20 protein-coding genes are annotated in these 16356 nt (G+C 72.1%); 13 read left to right on the top strand and 7 right to left on the bottom strand.

What is annotated here, in order from left to right; genetic code table 11:
* Positions 1-28: 28 nt before the first annotated feature.
* Positions 29-439 carry a RidA family protein gene (locus OG737_RS19300; protein WP_328927370.1) on the bottom strand — a complete coding sequence of 137 codons (411 nt, stop codon included), beginning with the start codon at positions 437-439 and terminating at the stop codon, positions 29-31.
* A complete protein-coding gene (locus tag OG737_RS19295) occupies positions 436-1191 on the bottom strand; it encodes an IclR family transcriptional regulator (RefSeq protein WP_405921791.1) in 756 nt (251 codons plus the stop codon). Before OG737_RS19295 ends, OG737_RS19300 begins: the two co-directional genes overlap by 4 nt.
* Before the next feature lie 161 nt (positions 1192-1352).
* Here OG737_RS19295 and OG737_RS19290 point away from each other — a divergent pair, with 161 nt between their 5' ends.
* From OG737_RS19290 to OG737_RS19260, 7 genes are all read left to right on the top strand, one after another.
* The gene (locus tag OG737_RS19290) at positions 1353-2639 is read left to right on the top strand and encodes an alanine racemase (RefSeq protein WP_405678779.1); all 1287 of its coding nucleotides are present in this window, start codon (positions 1353-1355) and stop codon (positions 2637-2639) included.
* 9 nt (positions 2640-2648) lie between these two features.
* Positions 2649-4241: an amidohydrolase family protein gene (locus OG737_RS19285; protein ID WP_405678781.1), complete on the top strand. Its 1593-nt coding sequence runs from the start codon at positions 2649-2651 to the stop codon at positions 4239-4241.
* Between the two features lie 17 nt (positions 4242-4258).
* On the top strand, positions 4259-5266 hold the full coding sequence (locus OG737_RS19280) for a YdcF family protein (protein ID WP_405678783.1): 1008 nt from the start codon (positions 4259-4261) through the stop codon (positions 5264-5266).
* Positions 5267-5360: 94 nt separating this feature from the next.
* Positions 5361-5546, top strand: a complete 186-nt coding sequence (locus tag OG737_RS19275; protein ID WP_257554480.1) for a hypothetical protein — start codon at positions 5361-5363, stop codon at positions 5544-5546.
* 202 nt (positions 5547-5748) lie between these two features.
* On the top strand, positions 5749-6201 hold the full coding sequence (locus OG737_RS19270; RefSeq protein ID WP_328927365.1) for a nitroreductase/quinone reductase family protein: 453 nt from the start codon (positions 5749-5751) through the stop codon (positions 6199-6201).
* A 68-nt stretch (positions 6202-6269) separates the two neighbouring features.
* Positions 6270-6776 (top strand): FBP domain-containing protein, encoded by a 507-nt coding sequence (locus OG737_RS19265; protein ID WP_328927364.1) that lies wholly within the window; start codon positions 6270-6272, stop codon positions 6774-6776.
* A 122-nt stretch (positions 6777-6898) separates the two neighbouring features.
* Complete coding sequence (locus tag OG737_RS19260) at positions 6899-7291, top strand: DUF6083 domain-containing protein (protein ID WP_328927363.1); 393 nt, start codon at positions 6899-6901, stop codon at positions 7289-7291.
* Here OG737_RS19260 and OG737_RS19255 read toward each other — a convergent pair.
* From OG737_RS19255 to OG737_RS19240, 4 genes are all read right to left on the bottom strand, one after another.
* A complete protein-coding gene (locus OG737_RS19255) occupies positions 7240-7791 on the bottom strand; it encodes a GNAT family N-acetyltransferase (protein WP_328927362.1) in 552 nt (183 codons plus the stop codon). The two genes, OG737_RS19260 and OG737_RS19255, sit on opposite strands and share 52 nt — an antisense overlap.
* A 131-nt stretch (positions 7792-7922) precedes the next feature.
* Complete coding sequence (locus tag OG737_RS19250) at positions 7923-8399, bottom strand: macro domain-containing protein (RefSeq protein ID WP_405678786.1); 477 nt, start codon at positions 8397-8399, stop codon at positions 7923-7925.
* A gap of 243 nt (positions 8400-8642) precedes the next feature.
* On the bottom strand, positions 8643-8885 hold the full coding sequence (locus OG737_RS19245) for a hypothetical protein (protein ID WP_328927360.1): 243 nt from the start codon (positions 8883-8885) through the stop codon (positions 8643-8645).
* A 13-nt stretch (positions 8886-8898) separates the two neighbouring features.
* Positions 8899-9048, bottom strand: a complete 150-nt coding sequence (locus OG737_RS19240; protein WP_328927359.1) for a hypothetical protein — start codon at positions 9046-9048, stop codon at positions 8899-8901.
* A 333-nt stretch (positions 9049-9381) separates the two neighbouring features.
* Between OG737_RS19240 and OG737_RS19235 the strand changes: the two genes are divergently transcribed.
* Both OG737_RS19235 and OG737_RS19230 read left to right on the top strand, forming a co-directional pair.
* The gene (locus tag OG737_RS19235) at positions 9382-10593 is read left to right on the top strand and encodes a pyridoxal phosphate-dependent aminotransferase (protein ID WP_328927358.1); all 1212 of its coding nucleotides are present in this window, start codon (positions 9382-9384) and stop codon (positions 10591-10593) included.
* 88 nt (positions 10594-10681) lie between these two features.
* Positions 10682-11080, top strand: coding sequence for a hypothetical protein (locus OG737_RS19230; RefSeq protein ID WP_328927357.1), 399 nt, complete (start codon positions 10682-10684; stop codon positions 11078-11080).
* Positions 11081-11220: 140 nt separating this feature from the next.
* On the opposite strand, the gene OG737_RS19225 is transcribed toward OG737_RS19230, so the two are convergent.
* The gene (locus OG737_RS19225; RefSeq protein WP_328927356.1) at positions 11221-11628 is read right to left on the bottom strand and encodes a hypothetical protein; all 408 of its coding nucleotides are present in this window, start codon (positions 11626-11628) and stop codon (positions 11221-11223) included.
* Between the two features lie 143 nt (positions 11629-11771).
* On the opposite strand from OG737_RS19225, the gene OG737_RS19220 reads away from it, so the two are divergent.
* The 4 genes from OG737_RS19220 to OG737_RS19205 are packed head-to-tail and all read left to right on the top strand — an operon-like array spanning position 11772 to position 16306.
* A complete protein-coding gene (locus OG737_RS19220) occupies positions 11772-12875 on the top strand; it encodes a substrate-binding domain-containing protein (RefSeq protein WP_328927355.1) in 1104 nt (367 codons plus the stop codon).
* Positions 12872-14059 (top strand): toxic anion resistance protein, encoded by a 1188-nt coding sequence (locus tag OG737_RS19215; protein WP_328927354.1) that lies wholly within the window; start codon positions 12872-12874, stop codon positions 14057-14059. Before OG737_RS19220 ends, OG737_RS19215 begins: the two co-directional genes overlap by 4 nt.
* Positions 14056-15675 (top strand): substrate-binding and VWA domain-containing protein, encoded by a 1620-nt coding sequence (locus OG737_RS19210; protein WP_328927353.1) that lies wholly within the window; start codon positions 14056-14058, stop codon positions 15673-15675. Before OG737_RS19215 ends, OG737_RS19210 begins: the two co-directional genes overlap by 4 nt.
* Positions 15662-16306: a hypothetical protein gene (locus OG737_RS19205; RefSeq protein ID WP_328927352.1), complete on the top strand. Its 645-nt coding sequence runs from the start codon at positions 15662-15664 to the stop codon at positions 16304-16306. Before OG737_RS19210 ends, OG737_RS19205 begins: the two co-directional genes overlap by 14 nt.
* Positions 16307-16356 lie beyond the last annotated feature (50 nt).

Raw genomic sequence — 16356 nt, 5'->3', positions numbered from 1 at the left:
ACCGCCAGGGGGGCGCCCCTGCGGCATGTCAGCCGAGCACAGCCAGCGCGTCGATCTCGATGAGCAGCCCGGCCGGCAGCCCGACGTACACGGTGGTGCGGGCGGCGGGGGCCTCCTTCAGGCCCCGCTCCTCGAAGTAGGCGTCGTAGATCTCGTTCATCTCGCCGAAGTGGCCGGTGTCCGTCAGGTAGACGCGGATCATCATCACGTCGTCCCAGCCCGCGCCGCCGGCCTCCAGTACGGAGCGGACGTTCTCCAGCGTCTGGAGGGTCTGCTCGCGCAGCGTCGGCCCGGCGGGGGTGGGCGGCTGCCCGTCGACGTGCGGGAGGAAGCCGACCTGGCCGGCGACCTGCAGGACGTTCCCCTTGCGCACGCCGTGCGAGAACTTCGCGGGCGGGGTGGTGTGGGTGCCGGGGGTGATGGCGGTCTTGACGGTCACGGGGTGGCCTCCTGGGTTCCCGAGTAGTCCTGGCTGATGGCGTCCGTGGTACGGAGTACCAGCGGCAGCAGTTCGAGCAGTCCGTCGGCGCTGACCACCACGCTGGGCGCGGACACCGACAGCGCGGCGGCGACCCGCCCGGCGGGCCCGTACACGGGCGCGCCGAGGCAGTTGATGGACTCCTCGTGCCCCCCGAGGTCGGTGGCCCAGCCCTGGTCCCGTACGAGGTCCAGCTCGCGGAGGAACGCGGCGGCGTCCGGGGTGGAGCGGGCGGTGTACCGCGGGTACTCGATCCGCCCGGCGAGGCTCCTGCGCTCGGGCTCGGGGAGGTCGGCGAGGAGCAGCTTGGCGACGGCGGCGACGGTGAGGGGCACGGGCTTGCCGATGCGGGAGTACATGCGGACCGGGTAGCGGCTGTCGACCTTGTCGATGTACACGACCTCGTCGTCCTGGAGGAGGGCGAGGTGGACGGTGTGCCCGGTGATCTTGTTCAGCTCGACGAGGTGGGGGTGCGCGACCTCCCGGACGTCGAGGTTCTCGACGGCCTCGGCGGCGAGCGCGAACAGCTGTGCGCCGAGCCGGTAGCGGCCGTCGGGCTGCCGGTACACGAACCCGCGCTCGTGCAGGGTGCGCAGCAGGCGCAGTGCGGTGCTCTTGTGCACGCCGAGCTCGTCGGCGACCGCCCCGAGCCCGGCAGGACCCTTGGCGAGCAGCGGCAGGATCGCGAGCGCCCGTTCCACGGACTGGCTCATCCCTCGTCCTCTCGTACGGTCGCTGCGACACCGGCTCCGCCGGCGCCCCGGGCTCCGCCCGGACCGGCGCACGTTGACCCGTCGTCATCCGGGATGTTAGACAGCATGCAGCGGCATACGCAACGACCGTTGCACGCAATGCAATCCCGGGAGGCACCCGCATGGCCAGCGACCCCGTCAAGGACCTCGCCGACGAACCGGTCGACCACCGGTTCAAGGGGCTCCCGCCGGACGCCCAGACCGCCGGCCTCACCGTCGGCCGACTGGCCGCCGAGCGCCGCCCCCTGCACACCGGCGGTTTCACCACCCCCGTCCTGACCCTCGACGCGGACGCGCTGGAGCACAACCTCACCGCCCTCGGCACGTACGCCGCCCGCCACTCCCTCGCCTTCGCGCCGCACGGCAAGACCTGCATGGCCCCGCAGCTCTTCCAGCGCCAGCTGGACCACGGCGCGTGGGGCATCACCGTCGCCATGCCCCACCAGGCCCGCGTCTGCCGGGCCTTCGGCATCCGGCGGATCTTCCTGGCCAACGAGCTCGTGGACGCGCCCGCCCTGCGCTGGGTCGCCGACGAGCTCGCCGCCGACCCCGGCTTCCGGTTCGTCTGCTACGTCGACTCCGTCCGCGGGGTCGAGCTCATGGACGCCGCCCTGCACGGCCGCGGCGCCACCGTCGACGTCGTCCTCGAACTCGGCGCCGGGGCCGAGGGACGTACGGGGCTGCGTACCGACTCCGAATGCCAGGCCGTCGCCGACGCCGTCGCCGCGGCCCCCACCCTGCGCCTGGCCGGTGTGGCCGGCTACGAGGCCACCATGCCCGGCGCCGACGCCGACAGCGTCCGCGCCTGGCTGCACCGCCTCACCGCGCTCGCCGCCGATCTCGACAAGCGGGGCCACTTCACCGGCACCGGCCTGGACGAGGTCATCGTCAGCGCCGGCGGCAGCGAGTGGTTCGACGCCGTCGCCGAGGTCTTCGCGGAGATCCCGGAGCTGTCGCTGCCCGTGCTGCCGCTGCTGCGCTCCGGCGCGTACGTCTCCCACGACCACGGCTGGTACTCGGGCCTGACCCCCTTCAACCGCGTCCCCGAGGAGGGCGGCCTGCTCCCCGCCTTCCGGCTGTGGACCCAGGTGGTCTCCCGCCCCACACCCGGCCAGGCCTTCGTCAACGCCGGCAAGCGCGACATCGCCTACGACCTGGGCCTGCCCGAAGTGCTCACCGTGCGCAGCGCCCGCGACGGCGTCGAGCGCGCCGCGACCGGCATCCGGGTGTCCAAGCTGTCCGACCAGCACGCCTGGATCGAGACGGACGCCGACGCCACCGCGCTGGAGGTCGGCGACTGGGTCTCCCTCGGCATGGCCCACCCCTGCACGATCTTCGAGAAGTGGCCGCTGATCCCGGTGGTGGAGTCGGACGGCACGGTCGGCGACTACGTCCGCACGTTCTTCTAGACCCCGGCCGTGGACCTGGTCATCCGCGGGGCCCGCGTCGTCGACGGCACGGGCGGGCCCTCGTACACCGCCGACGTCGGCGTGCACGAGGGCCGGATCGCCGGGATCGGCTCGCTCCCCGGGGGCCGCAGGACCCTCGACGCGCACGGGCTGGTCCTCGCCCCCGGCTTCGTCGACATGCACGCCCACAGCGACCTCGCGCTGCTCCGCGACCCGGACCACAGCGCGAAGGCCGCCCAGGGAGTGACCCTCGAAGTCCTCGGCCAGGACGGCCTGTCGTACGCGCCTGCCGACGAGCGCACCCTGGGCGGGGTACGGGCCGCCATCGCGGGCTGGAACGGCGCCGGGGACGAAGTCGACTTCGACTGGCGCACGGTCGGCGAGTACCTCGACCGCCTGGACCGGGCCCACGGCGGGCAGGGCTGCGCCGTCAATGCCGCCTACCTCGTCCCCCAGGGCACGGTCCGCGCGTACGCCCTCGGCTGGGACGACCGGCCCGCGACCGCAGCCGAGCTGGACCGGATGCGGCAGCTGGTCGCCGAGGGCCTCGCCCAGGGCGCCGTCGGCATGTCCTCCGGCCTGACCTACACCCCCGGCATGTACGCCTCCGGCGCCGAACTGACCGAGCTGTGCCGCGTGGTGGCGCGGTACGGCGGCTACTACTGCCCCCACCACCGCTCGTACGGCCACGGCGCGCTCGCCGCCTACGCCGAGATGGTCGAGCTGGCCCGGGAGGCCGGCTGCGCCCTGCACCTCGCGCACGCCACCATGAACTTCGGCGAGAACCGGGGCCGGGCCCCCGAGCTGCTGGCCCTGCTGGACGCGGCCCTGGCCGAGGGCTGCGACATCACCCTGGACAGCTACCCGTACACCCCCGGCTGCACCACCCTCGTCGCCCTGCTGCCCAGTTGGGCGAACGAGGGCGGCCCGCAGGCCGTCCTCGCCCGGCTGCGCGACGACGCCACCGCCGAGCGGATCCGCCACGCGCTGGAGGCCGAGGGCTCGGACGGCTGCCACGGCGTGCCCGTCGACTGGTCCACGGTCGAGATCTCGGGCGTCGCCGATCCCGCGTACGGCCGGTACGTCGGCACGCGCGTCGACGGCTGGGACACCGCCCGGCGGCTGCTGCTCGGCGACCGGCTCGCGCCGACGATCCTCCAGCACGTCGGCCACGAGGAGAACGTCCGGGCGATCATGCGCCACCGCGTCCACACCGGCGGCTCCGACGGGATCCTCCAGGGCGCGAAGCCGCACCCGCGCGCCTACGGCACCTTCCCCCACTACCTCGGCCACTACGTCCGCGAACTCGGCGTGCTCTCCCTGGAGGAGTGCGTCGCACACCTCTCCGGCCGCCCCGCGGCCCGCCTGCGCCTGCCCGACCGGGGCCTGGTCCGCGTCGGTCACCGCGCCGACCTGGTCCTCTTCGACCCGGACACGGTCGCGGCCGGGTCCACGTACGAGAACCCGCGCGCCCTGCCCACCGGCATCCCGCACGTCCTGATCGACGGACGCTTCGTCATGCGGGACGGGCGGCGCACCGAGGTCCTGGCGGGGCGGTCCGTAAGGTCCGCGCGTCGCAGCCCCGTTCAGCATTCCGGGTGACATTTACGATAAAAGGCATGGTCCCCCTCGTCCTTGCCGCCCTGCTCTTCCTCGCCTTCTGCCTCAGCGCCCGCAACGACCGCCGCCGCTTCCGCAACGCCGTACTCCTCGGCCTGACCCTCGTCCTCCTCTCCTTCGGCCTGCTCCTCCAGGTGAAGGCGCTGCCGGGCTGGCTGGCCGCCGCCGTCCTGCTGGTGGTCCTCGCCGTGCCCACGCTCGGCCTGGTGGCGCTCGGCGTCTTCCTCGTCGCCAACGGCGTGACCATGGTCCGCAAGGAAGGCACCCGCCTGCCCAACCTGCTGTCGCTGCTCGCGGGCCTCGGGATCTTCGCGATGATCGCCCTGCTGTTCGTCGTCGGCCTGTCCCGCTCCGTGGTCCTCGCGGGCATCGTGGCGACCCTCGTCGCGGTCGTCGCCTACGTCTCCTTCGTCTTCCTGTGCTTCCTCGGCTACGCCTTCCTCTACGGGCGGATCAAGGTGCGCGGCGACGTCGACCACGTGGTCATGCTCGGCTCCGGCCTGATCGGCGGGGAGCGGGTGCCGCCGCTGCTGGCCTCGCGGCTGCGCAAGGGACAGGAGATCTACGAGGCCCAGCTGGCCCGGGGCGGCCGCCCGCCGGTGCTGCTCGTCTCGGGCGGCAAGGGCTCGGACGAGAAGGTCTCCGAGGCCCGCGCGATGGCGGACTGGCTGATCGCGCAGGGCGTGCCGGCGGAGCACGTCACGCTGGAGGACCGGTCCCGCACGACCGAGGAGAACATGCGGTTCAGCCGCGAACTCATGCTGGCGGACGACCCGGGCTACCGGTGCGTGGTGGTCACCAACAACTTCCACGCCTTCCGGGCCGCGATGATGGCCCGCAAGGCCGGGGTCAACGGGCAGGTGCTGGGCTCGCCCACGGCCCGGTACTTCTGGCCGACCGCCACGATCCGCGAGTTCGTCGCGGTGTTCTGGGAGCACAAGGCCGTGAACCTGGGGATCTGCGGCGTACTGGTCGCCGCCGGCGCACTGGCGACCGTCGGCGGCTGAGCGGAGCACCTTCCGGGCGGGCCGTCCCGGCCGACGTGCGTTCATGGGGCCGCCGCCGGAGGATGGGGGCCAGGGGGTACGGAGGAGGTACGCGATGGACAGTGAATCGGACCAGCAGCCGACACGGTCGGACCGGCTCTTCACGGGCGGGGAGCGGCCGTACGACCCCGAGGACCTCGTGATGGCGACCGGCCACGACCCGACTCCGGAGCGGGTCGAGAAGGCGCGCCAGCTGATCGAGAAGGAGGGCCCGCAGGTCATCGAGCGCTACCTGCCGTAGCGCTCCGCACGCACGCTGCTGATACCCCGGCCCGGGGTCGCCCCCCGGGCCGGGGTCGTATCCGGGGGCGGGGTCGTATCCGGGGCGGGGTCGCATCCGGGGCGGGGCGGGGTACGGGGCGGGGTACGGCGGCTCCGGACCGCATCCAGAGCCGGTGAATGCTCGTTAGCCGTCCGGGGGCCACAACCCTAAGGACTGGTGAATGCACGCTCTCGACATCGACTGGGACCGCCCCACGGACCCCAGACCCGGCCCACAGCTGGACCACGTCCGCGCGTACGTGACCACGGCGGGCGCCGACGGCCATCTGTGGCACGGGGTCCCCACCCTGCTGCTCACCACGGTCGACCGCGCCACCGGCCGCACCGTCCGTACCCCGCTGATCTACGGCGAGGACCGGGACGCGGCCCGCCTCATCGTCCTGGCCTCGGCCTACGGCGCCGCGGACCACCCGGCCTGGTACGAGAACCTCACCGCCCACCCGGAGACCCGCGTCCAGGTCGGCGCCGCCGCCTTCAAGGCGACCGCCCGCACGGCGACACCGACGGAGCGGGACACGTACTGGGACATGATGACGGGCCTGTGGCCCCCGTACGAGGACGACCAGGTGGCCGCCTGGCCGCGCGAGATCCCGCTGGTCATCCTGCAGCGCTGAGGAATGGTTCCTGCGTGCCCGGCTTATTGGGGTGCGGGCTGGTCAGGGCACACGTAGGGTCGACGCCCGTGGAACCACTCACCGAGAAACAAATCCGCTCATCCTTCGTGAACTGCACCAAGGGTGAGGCGGCGCGGCTGCGGCTGCCCCTCGACTTCGCCGAACTACCCTGGGAGGACCTGGACTTCCTCGGCTGGGTGGATCCCGGGGCGCCGCTGCGGGCACATCTCGTACGGCCGACGTCCGAGGGCCCGGTGGGCATCTCGCTACGGGTGCCCGCCGTGAACCGCACCAGCGCGGTGAAGTCCAGCCTCTGCCAGATCTGCCTGACCGGCCACGCCTCCTCCGGGGTCACCCTGCTCGCCGCCCCGCTGGCAGGCGCCCGGGGCCGTGACGGCAACACCGTCGGCATCTACGTCTGCGCGGACCTCGCCTGCCCCCTGTACGTACGCGGCAAGCGGCAGCCGAAGCTGCGCGCCGGCCGGTACGAGGAGTCCCTCACCCAGGACGAGCGCCTCGCGCGCATGTCCGACAACCTGGACGCCTTCGCGGCCAGGGTCACGGCGTCCGCCTGAGCCCCGGGGACGCCCGGGGCGCGGCGCCGAACACCGTCACGACCCGTTCGGGTCACTGATCACCGAACCGGTCGCCCGACCCACCCTCCTTCCGCTACCAACAGAGCGGAAGGGGGGAACAGTTGCACGCACACACCCAGGAGCAGGACCGGAGCCGGGACACCGGGCCGTTCCTCCTCGCGAACGTCCTGGCGGACGCCCTCGTCACCATCGGCCGGCAACGTCCGTCCGATCCCCGCGAGGGCACCCCCGCCGCCTGCCGTCACTGCGGCGAAGCCGCGTACTGGCACAGGACCGTCCGGGGCAAGTGGATCCTCATCGAGCCCGGCGAGGCCCCCTGCCACCTCGTGCCGGCGGGCAAGCGCTGGCGTATCGCGGGCGACGGCACGGCCGTGAACCTCGGCGCCTCCCTCCCTTCGGACACGTGCCGGGTCAGCCACTTCGACGTGTGCGCGGGATTCCGTCAGGAGGCGGCCGCGGCGACCGCGCTGTACGTGCGCCCACCGGTGACGTAGTCGCCGAGCGGGGTCATGCCGAAGCCGTCCACGTGCGCCTTCCAGGAAGGCGCGTTCCCGGCTTCGATGAAGGCCACCACCACGTCGGCCCGTCCCGATGCCGCCGCCAGGGCCATGGTGAACAGCGCCCGGGCCACGCCGTGACCCCGGTAGCCCGCGTCGACCACGACCGGCCCGTAGAGCAGCCAGCTCACCTCGCTCAGCGGGCGGCCCTCCCACTCCAGCGTGTCCTGGGCCTGGAGCAGGCCCGCGACCGCAGGCGGCGGGGCGGGCATGTCCTCGGCCACCGACAGGGCCAGCAGCCCGGCGACCCGGCCCTCGTCGTCCGCGACGAGCAGCTCCCCGGCCGCGGCCATGGCGCCCAACGTGGCGACGTCGAACGCGCCCTGCACGAAGCCCTGCCGGGCGCGCTGCTCCGGTGTCAGGGCGTCATGGTGGTTGGCGGCGAAGAGTTCGGCCATGGCGGGCGCGTCGGCCTCGGTGGCGTACCGGTACTCCATGGCACGCTTCCTCCGATGTCGTTGTGGCGACGAACGCCCGGACCGGCGTCCTTGCGGTCACCGGCGAGCATGGCACGGCGGCGGCCGTTCCTGGCGGAGTTGCTCTGCGGGTCGCGGTCCGTCCACCACTGTCACGCGTGGTCGTAGACGGTCACCTCCACGTCGCGCGCGCACAACGCGTCGGTGATCAGCGGCTCGATACGGGACCACTTCCCGCCGGCCAGCCCGCAGCCGATGCGCGGCATGTGGACGGACGCCCCCAGCTCGACGGCCTGGTCGGCCAACGCGGCGAGGCAGCGCTCCACGGCGTCGTACCGGATCGGCGGCCCCCCGCTCCCGGTGCGTATCCCGCGCTGGCCGACCATGTTGGCTACCCACACGTCGGGCTGCACCCGCACCAGTTGCACGGCCCCGAGCCCGAAGTCGTTCCCGCTGCGCCCCCGGTGCCAGGCCCGGAACGCGGCCTCCGGCTCGGGCCACCGCTTCGAAACGGCCAGCACGAAGCCCTTCCCCCACCCTCCGAGGTCATTGCAGACATGGGCAATGACCTTGGGCCCCTTGGCCTGCGGACTCGTGGCATCCCCGGCAATGATCCTCAGCGGCCTCATATCGAAACGGTAGGCGAGCCCACTGACAACGGGGGGCTTCGGGGGGCGGGACGTCCGCTGGTCGGCATCAGGGACGCGGGGCGGGACCACGGCGGGCTGCTGCCCCTGGACCGGATCAGAGAAGGACCGGAGGTTTCCCGTCCGTCCCATCGTCTTCCGGGCCGGTCCGGTCCCTCAAGGGCAGCAGCCCTCCCGAAGCCACCGACCGCATCCCTGATCCCGCCCAGCGGACACCCCGCCCCCTCAGAGGTACTCCCTGGCGAACTCCACCGCCCACTCCACCGCGGCCACGGGGACGCCGATGCCGCTCACCCGCGGGTCGACGGTGAGGCGGGCGGTCTCCCAGCCCTGGTCGTGGTCGCGGTGGATCACGAAGTGCGCCTCCTGCGCATCGCCCCCGCGCCGCGTCACGGAGAACTCGATCGCCCGGTCGTCACCGTCCGTGCCGACCGTGGTGATCGCCATGTCACCGACTACGAAATCCACTGCCCCGCACCCTTCACCGGCTGTACCCGACCAGCAGCACCAGCAGGAACGCCATGAAGACCGCCCCCGCGATCACGAGGCCGCCCGCCACGGCCGCGATCACCGTGCCGACCCGGTCGGCGCCCAGGCGGTGGTCCGCCGGCTTCCACTCGCCCTGACTCATGCCCCCAGCCTCCCCACGGCCGCCCCCCGACGCATGAGCCCGCGTACTCAGCCCGCGTACTCAGCCCGCGTACTCAGCCCCACCCGCTCAGCCCCACCCACTCAGCCCATGGGCTCACCCCCGGGCATCACCCCCAGGGGTGACGAGCGCAACACCGGCGCTCGGACCCCGCTCACGCCTCACCCATTCCGCAGGCCGGAACGGCGGCGCGGCCCCCGTTTCCAAGGGCGGAGCGCGCCGTCACCCACCCATCGCGCGAAATGGGACATATCTACCTTCATGTTCGGCCGAAATGCCCCAGCGGGCTCACGGGGAGCCCCGTAAGCTCCCGTTATGCAGGTGATCCAGTCAACGAAACTCGCCAATGTCTGCTACGAGATCCGCGGCCCCGTCCTCGAAGAGGCGATGCGGCTCGAAGCAGCAGGTCATCGCATCCTCAAGCTCAACACCGGCAACCCCGCGGCCTTCGGCTTCGAGTGCCCGCCGGAGATCCTTGAGGACATGCTCCGCAACCTGGGCACCGCCCACGGGTACGGGGACGCGAAGGGGCTGCTCTCCGCGCGCCGCGCGGTCATGCAGCACTACCAGACCAAGGGCATCGAGCTGGACGTCGAGGACATCTACCTCGGCAACGGCGCCTCCGAGCTGATCCAGATGTCGATGCAGGCGCTGCTCGACGACGGCGACGAGGTCCTCGTCCCCGCGCCGGACTACCCGCTGTGGACGGCCTGCGTCAGCCTCGCGGGCGGCACGGCCGTGCACTACCGGTGCGACGAGCAGTCCGACTGGATGCCGGACCTCGCCGACATCGAGCGCAAGATCACCGACCGCACCCGCGCGATCGTGATCATCAACCCGAACAACCCGACCGGCGCCGTCTACGACGACGAGATGCTGCGCGGGCTCACGGACATCGCCCGCCGCCACAACCTGGTCGTCTGCTCGGACGAGATCTACGACCGGATCCTCTACGACGGCGTGACCCACACCAACACCGCCGCCATCGCGCCGGACCTGCTGACGCTGACCTTCAACGGGCTCTCGAAGAACTACCGCGTCGCCGGCTACCGGGCCGGCTGGATGGCGGTCTGCGGCCCGAAGCAGAACGCCTCCTCGTACATCGAGGGCCTCACGATCCTCGCGAACATGCGCCTGTGCGCGAACATGCCCTCGCAGCACGCCGTGGCCACCGCGCTCGGCGGCCGGCAGTCGATCGAGGACCTGGTCCTGCCCGGCGGGCGGATCCTGGAGCAGCGCAACGTCGCGTACGACCTGCTCACCCAGATCCCCGGTGTCACCTGCGTGAAGCCGAAGGGCGCGCTGTACGCCTTCCCCAAGCTCGACCCGTCCGTCTACAAGATCAAGGACGACCGGCAGATGGTCCTGGACCTGCTGCGGGCCGAGAAGATCATGGTCGTGCACGGTACGGGCTTCAACTGGCCCGAGCCCGACCACTTCCGGATCGTGACCCTGCCGAACGCCGTGGACCTGGCCGATGCCGTGACGCGGATCGGGAACTTCCTCGACGGTTACAGCCAGCCCTAGCGCCACGCGAGTCAGACAATAGGATTGAGCTCAACTTTAGAACGGATCCAATGTAGGATGGTCTCCTGACCACGCAGGAGGCCACCTCATGTACGAGCCGATCCGCACCAAGTCGGTCGTCCACCGCGTGGGCGGCAGCCCGACGACCGACTATCCGCACCGGAGCCGCGGCGAAGCGCTGGACATCCAGCTCGCCGGGCATCTCGCCGCCCTGCTCGCCGTCACCGACGAGCTCGGGCTCGCCGAGGACGCCACGAGGATCGCGGCACAGGTCGCGCGGCTGCGGGGGGCCCAGCCCGCCCGCGCGCCGCAGCAGGAGCCTGCCGGCGACGGCGCTGCCCTGCACCAGCGCGCGCACGACCTCGCCGCCCGCGCGCTCCTCGTCGCCGCGTCCCGCGCCGACACCACCGTCGCGATCCTCGCCGCCGAGCGCATGGACGCCCACGCCGCCGCCCTGACGTCCCTGGACCTGGCCGGCGCCCACTGACGGCCCCGGTCCGGGGCCGCGGAGGCTCCGGACCGGGCGCCATACCCCTGCGGGGAGCCCGGCGGACGGAGCCCGGCCCGTGCGGGGACACCTCCGGATGCGGATGCGGATGTGCCGCTGCGCGGCCCGGCAGGCTTGGCTCAGTGCTCCAGCTGCTCCGTCAGCGCCACGCCCGCGACCCCGCACCACGGGACCGTCGCCACCGGCCAGACAGGGCCGACCGCCTCGGCACGTTCCGGCGTTCCGGGGGCCACGCCCGGGATCTTCACCAGGGCCTGCGCGACCCGCGCGCCCGGCTCGGCGTGTTCCCGGTCGCGGAACTCCACCGTGACCACGTACGAGCCCTGTCCCGTCGCCTCCACCGTCGCCGCCACGCGCCGGCTCGCCGGATCGATTCGACACCCGGTCACCCGGGCCCGTACGTCCTCCACCACCTCGCGGGGCGGCTCGCCGCTCGCCCACACGTACAGCCCCAGCGGGGCGAACACCAGCAGCCCGGCCAGTGTCACCAGGCCGACCAGCCAGCCCTGCCACTTCAATGCGCTCACGCCCATGCCCAGATCCTCCCGGGCGGCCGCCCCTCCCACCAGCACCCTCGGGCTCACACAGCATTTCGAAGTGGGACCGCCTGGACACCTGACGTTCATTCAACCCGTCGCGGAATGTGGGTTTCCGCGAGCACTCTGCACCCGTGAGACGCATCCTAGGAATCGTCCTGGGTGTGCTCCTCCTCGGAGGCGTGCTCTTCATCGCCTTCTTCCAGGGGCACGACCCAGACCCCACGGCAACGAAGACCGTGGTGAACGGCGTCATCGGCTCGGAGAAGTCGGAATTCTTCCACGACCCGGACGTCGTCAAGGCTCTTGCAGCCAAGAAGTACGAAGTGAAGACGGAGACCTCGGGCTCCTGGGCGATGGACCAGCTCGACCTCAAGAAGCTCGACTTCGCCTTCCCCAGCAGCAGTGAACCCGCCAAGGAGGTGGAAGCCGCAGCGGGGGTCAAGGGCGCGCAGGAGACCAAGCCCTTCTACTCCCCGCTCGTCGTGATCGCCCGTTCCAACGCCGCCAAGGTCCTCGCCGACAACGGCCTCGCGAAGACGACCGGCAAGAACACCGGGACCCTCCTCATGGGCCCCTTCCTCAAGGCCGCCGCCGAGGACCGCACCTGGCAGCAGCTGCCCGGCTCCTCCGCCCACGCCGAGCTGACCGGCACCGTGTTCATCAAGACCACCGACCCGGCCACCTCCAACTCCGGCGCCCTCTTCCTCGCCGCCACCTCCAACGTGGCGAACGGCAACAACGTGGTCTCCGACGACGCCGGGATCGCCCGCACCGCCCCGCTGCTGCGCAAGCTGATCTCCGTCCAGGGAGCCCTGGAGCCGAGCACCGACGACCCCTTCCGGGCCTTCATCAGCGGCAGCGGCGAACCGCTCATCCTGGTCTACGAGTCCCAGGTGGCGTCCTTGCTCCTGCAGAAGCAGGGTGGCGGGAACGTCGACGACATGGTGGTCCTCTACCCGGACACCACGGTCAACACGGCGCACACCTTCGTGCCGCTCAGCGACAAGGCCAAGGAGCTCGGCACCCTCCTCGCGACCGATCCGAAGCTGCGCGAGCTGGCCCTGCGCCACGGGTTCCGCCCGCAGGACGGCGTGCCCGAGTTCACCGCCGCCACCGCGCCGCACGCCGCGTACCTCAACCCGGGGCTGACCGGCATCCGCCAGGTCGGCACACCCACCGTCAAGATCCTGATGGCGCTGGCCGCACGCGCCAAGGGCCAGGGGGACACACCGTGACACTTACACCTCCCGAGGACGGCCCGCTCGTCCTCAGCGCTCCCGAGCCCGTCGCGCCCGTCCGCAAGGAGCAGGCGGCCGGCCTCGTACCGCTCCAGGACGGCGTCCGCGACGAGATGGCCCGCCGTGCCGGGGAGTACGTCGGCACGCTCGCCGGGATCGACACCCGCTCCCCCGAGTTCGCGCAGCGCATCGGCGAGATCGCCGGGCTCGGCTCGGCCGACATCCGCTCCGCCGCCCAGCAGTCCAACCGGATGCTGGAGCGGGCGGTGCGCTCGCTCGGCTCCGACGGGGGCGGCGACGCGCAGGCCCGGGTGGCCGGCTCCCTCGTCGAACTGCGGCGCACCGTCGAGGACCTCGACCCGCGGGACACGCCCGCCAAGGGGGTCGGCAAGCTGCTCGCGAAGCTGCCGGGCGGCAACAGGTTCCGCGACCACGTGGCCAAGTACGCCTCCTCGCAGGCCACCCTCAACAAGATCGTGGGCGCGCTGCGCGGCGGCCAGGACGAGCTGCGCCGCGACAACGCGGCCTTGCACACCGAGCGCTCGCGGCTCTGGGAGACCATGGGCAAGCTCCAGGAGTACGCGGTCCTGACCGAGGCCCTGGACATCGCCGTCGAGCAGCGGATCGCCGAGGCCGAGCGCTCCGACCCGCAGCAGGCCGACGCGATGCGCGCGGACGTGCTCTTCCCCGTCCGGCAGAAGCACCAGGACCTGCTGACGCAGCTGGCGGTGTGCGCGCAGGGCTACCTGGCGATGGACGTGGTCCGGCGCAACAACGAGGAGTTGATCAAGGGCGTCGACCGGGCCGCGACCACCACGGTGTCCGCGCTGCGGATCGCCGTGATGCTGGCCTCGGCCCTCGACAACCAGCGCAAGGTGACCGAGCAGGTCAACGCGTTGCGCGGCACCACCGAGGAGCTGATCCGGGGCAACGCGCAGATGCTGTCCACGCAGAGCGGCGAGATCCAGCGGATCGCGGCCGATCCGGCGGTGGGCGCGGAGACCCTTCGGACGGCGTTCGCGCAGATCTACCAGACGCTCGACGCGATCGACACCTTCAAGGTGCAGGCCACGGAGAACATGGCCGCGACCGTGGAGTCCCTGACCGGGGAACTCCGGACGGCCTCGGCGCATCTCGCGCGCACGCGCACCGCGAGTGTGCTCGAGGGCGGTGTCCAGTGAGCGGGCGCGAGTACCGGCGGGGCCGGCTGGTCGCGGGCCTGGCCCTCGCTTCGCTCGTCGCGGTGAGCGGCTGCACCTCGGAGGGGTCCGACCGGCCCGGCGACCCGAAGCCGACCGCCTACAAGGAGGGCACCCTGCGGGTGCTGGCCTCCAGTGAGCTCGCCGACATGCAGCCGGTGCTGGAGCAGGCCAGGAAGGCCACCGGGGTCACCGTGAACCTCACCTGGTCCGGGACCCTCGACGCCGCCGAGCAGGTCGCCTCCGGGAAGGCCGACGGAAAGTACGACGCGATCTGGCTGTCCTCGAACGACTATCTGCGGCTGCGTCCGCAGGCCGCCGGGAAGCTCGCCAACGAGACCCCGGTGATGTCCTCGCCCGTCGCCCTCGGTGTGAAGCCGGAATCGTTGGCCCGGCTCGGCTGGAAGCCGGAGGAGGTCACCTGGTCGGCGGTGCACGAGGCGGTCGCGGGCGGCAGGCTGACGTACGGGATGACCGACCCGGTGCGCTCAAACTCCGGTTTCTCCGCGCTGGTCTCGGTGGCCTCGGGCCTGTCGGGCGCGCAGGCGGCGCTGACGGACGCGGACGTGAAGGCGGCCGCGCCCCGGCTGAAGGAGTTCTTCGGCGGGCAGAAGCTGACCTCGGGCTCCTCCGGCTGGCTCGCCACCGCCTACGCCCAGCGCCCGGACGTGGACGCGCTGGTGAACTACGAGTCGGTGCTGCTCTCGATGAACCGGGACGCGAAGGCTCCGCTGACGGTGATCCGGCCGCGTGACGGCGTGGTCACCGCGCACTACCCGCTGACCCTGCTGACCTCGGCCCCGGCCGGGGCCCGCGAGTCGGGGCGGGCGCTGACGGAGTACCTGCGCGGGGCACAGGCGCAAGCGGAGATCACCGGGAAGACCTTCCGCCGGCCGGTCGCGGCCGAGGTGGCGCCGGCCCCCGGGCTGGGCGCTTCGATGCGGCGCGAGCTGCCGTTCCCCGGCTCGCTCGCGGTCGCCGACGGGCTGCTGGCCTCGTACGAGAACGAGCTGCGCCGGCCCTCGCGGACGGTGTACGTCCTGGACACCTCGGGTTCGATGGCCGACGACGACCGCATCGGGCGGCTGAAGGCGGCGCTCACGGACCTGACGGGCAGCGGGAGTTCGGGGACCGGGGAGCGGTTCCGGGACCGCGAGGAGGTGACGCTCCTGCCGTTCGGGTCCAAGGTGAAGAAGGTACGGACGCACGTGGTCGAGCCCGGCAATCCGGGGCCGGCCCTGGACGCGATCCGGGGCGACGTGAAGTCCTTGCAGCCGGAGGGGGGTACGGCGGTCTACAGCAGCCTGGAGGCGGCGTACGAGCAGCTCGGCAAGGGCGGTTCGGACGCGTTCACCTCGATCGTGCTCATGACGGACGGCGAGAACACCGAGGGCGTGGGGGCCGGGCACTTCGACTCCTTCTACGCCGCGCTGCCCGAGGGGCAGAAGCACACCCCGGTCTTCGCGGTGCTGTTCGGGGACTCGGACCGCAAGGAGCTCACCCACATCACCGAACTGACCGGCGGGCGGATGTTCGACGCCACCGACGGGAACGGTTCGCTGAACGGAGCCTTCGAGGAGATCCGTGGCTACCAATAGAGCGGCCGGCGCGGCCGTCGGCAGGGCGCTCGGTACGGGTTTTCTCCACTACCTGGAGTCGAAGAAGAACCTGGCCGGCTCCGCCTGCGGGGTGGCCGGTCTGGGCCTGAGCTTCGCCGGGGTGGGCGGCTCGTTCTGGCCGGTGGTGGTCGCCGGGCTGTACGGCGCGGGCGCGCTGATCGCCCCGCCGGAGCGGGTGGATCCGCCGCAGTACCCGGACGTCGCCGAGCAGCTGGGTGTCGTACGGGAGGATTTCGGGAGGCTGCGCGAATACCTGGCCGAGGTGGACCTGCCGCCGGCGGCGGGCGGGAAGCTGGCCGAGCTGATGGAGCTGTACGCGGCCCTGCTCGATCCGGGGTGGGTGGCCGATGCGCTGGCCGCCGAGCCGGAGTGGGTGCACGCGCTGTCTCGGGCGATCCGGCTGGACGTCCCGGAGTGCGTGGACACGTACAACCGGACGCGCTGGTGGACGCGGATGACGTCGGGTGCCGAGTCGCCGGAGCGGCACCTGGAACGGCAGCTGGCGGTCCTCTACGACGAGGCGGAACGCGTGACGGCCGGCCTCCACGAGGTGGAGGCCGGCCGTCAGCAGACGCACACGACCTATCTGGAGGAGCGCGGACGCTCCTGACAGGCCGGTGCTGCGGTGGGCGCCGCTTGGTCGGGGGCTCCCACAGCGGT

This window comes from Streptomyces sp. NBC_00122 (assembly GCF_045160845.1).
Taxonomy (GTDB): domain Bacteria; phylum Actinomycetota; class Actinomycetes; order Streptomycetales; family Streptomycetaceae; genus Streptomyces.
This window is presented reverse-complemented; position numbering and strand designations above follow the sequence as displayed.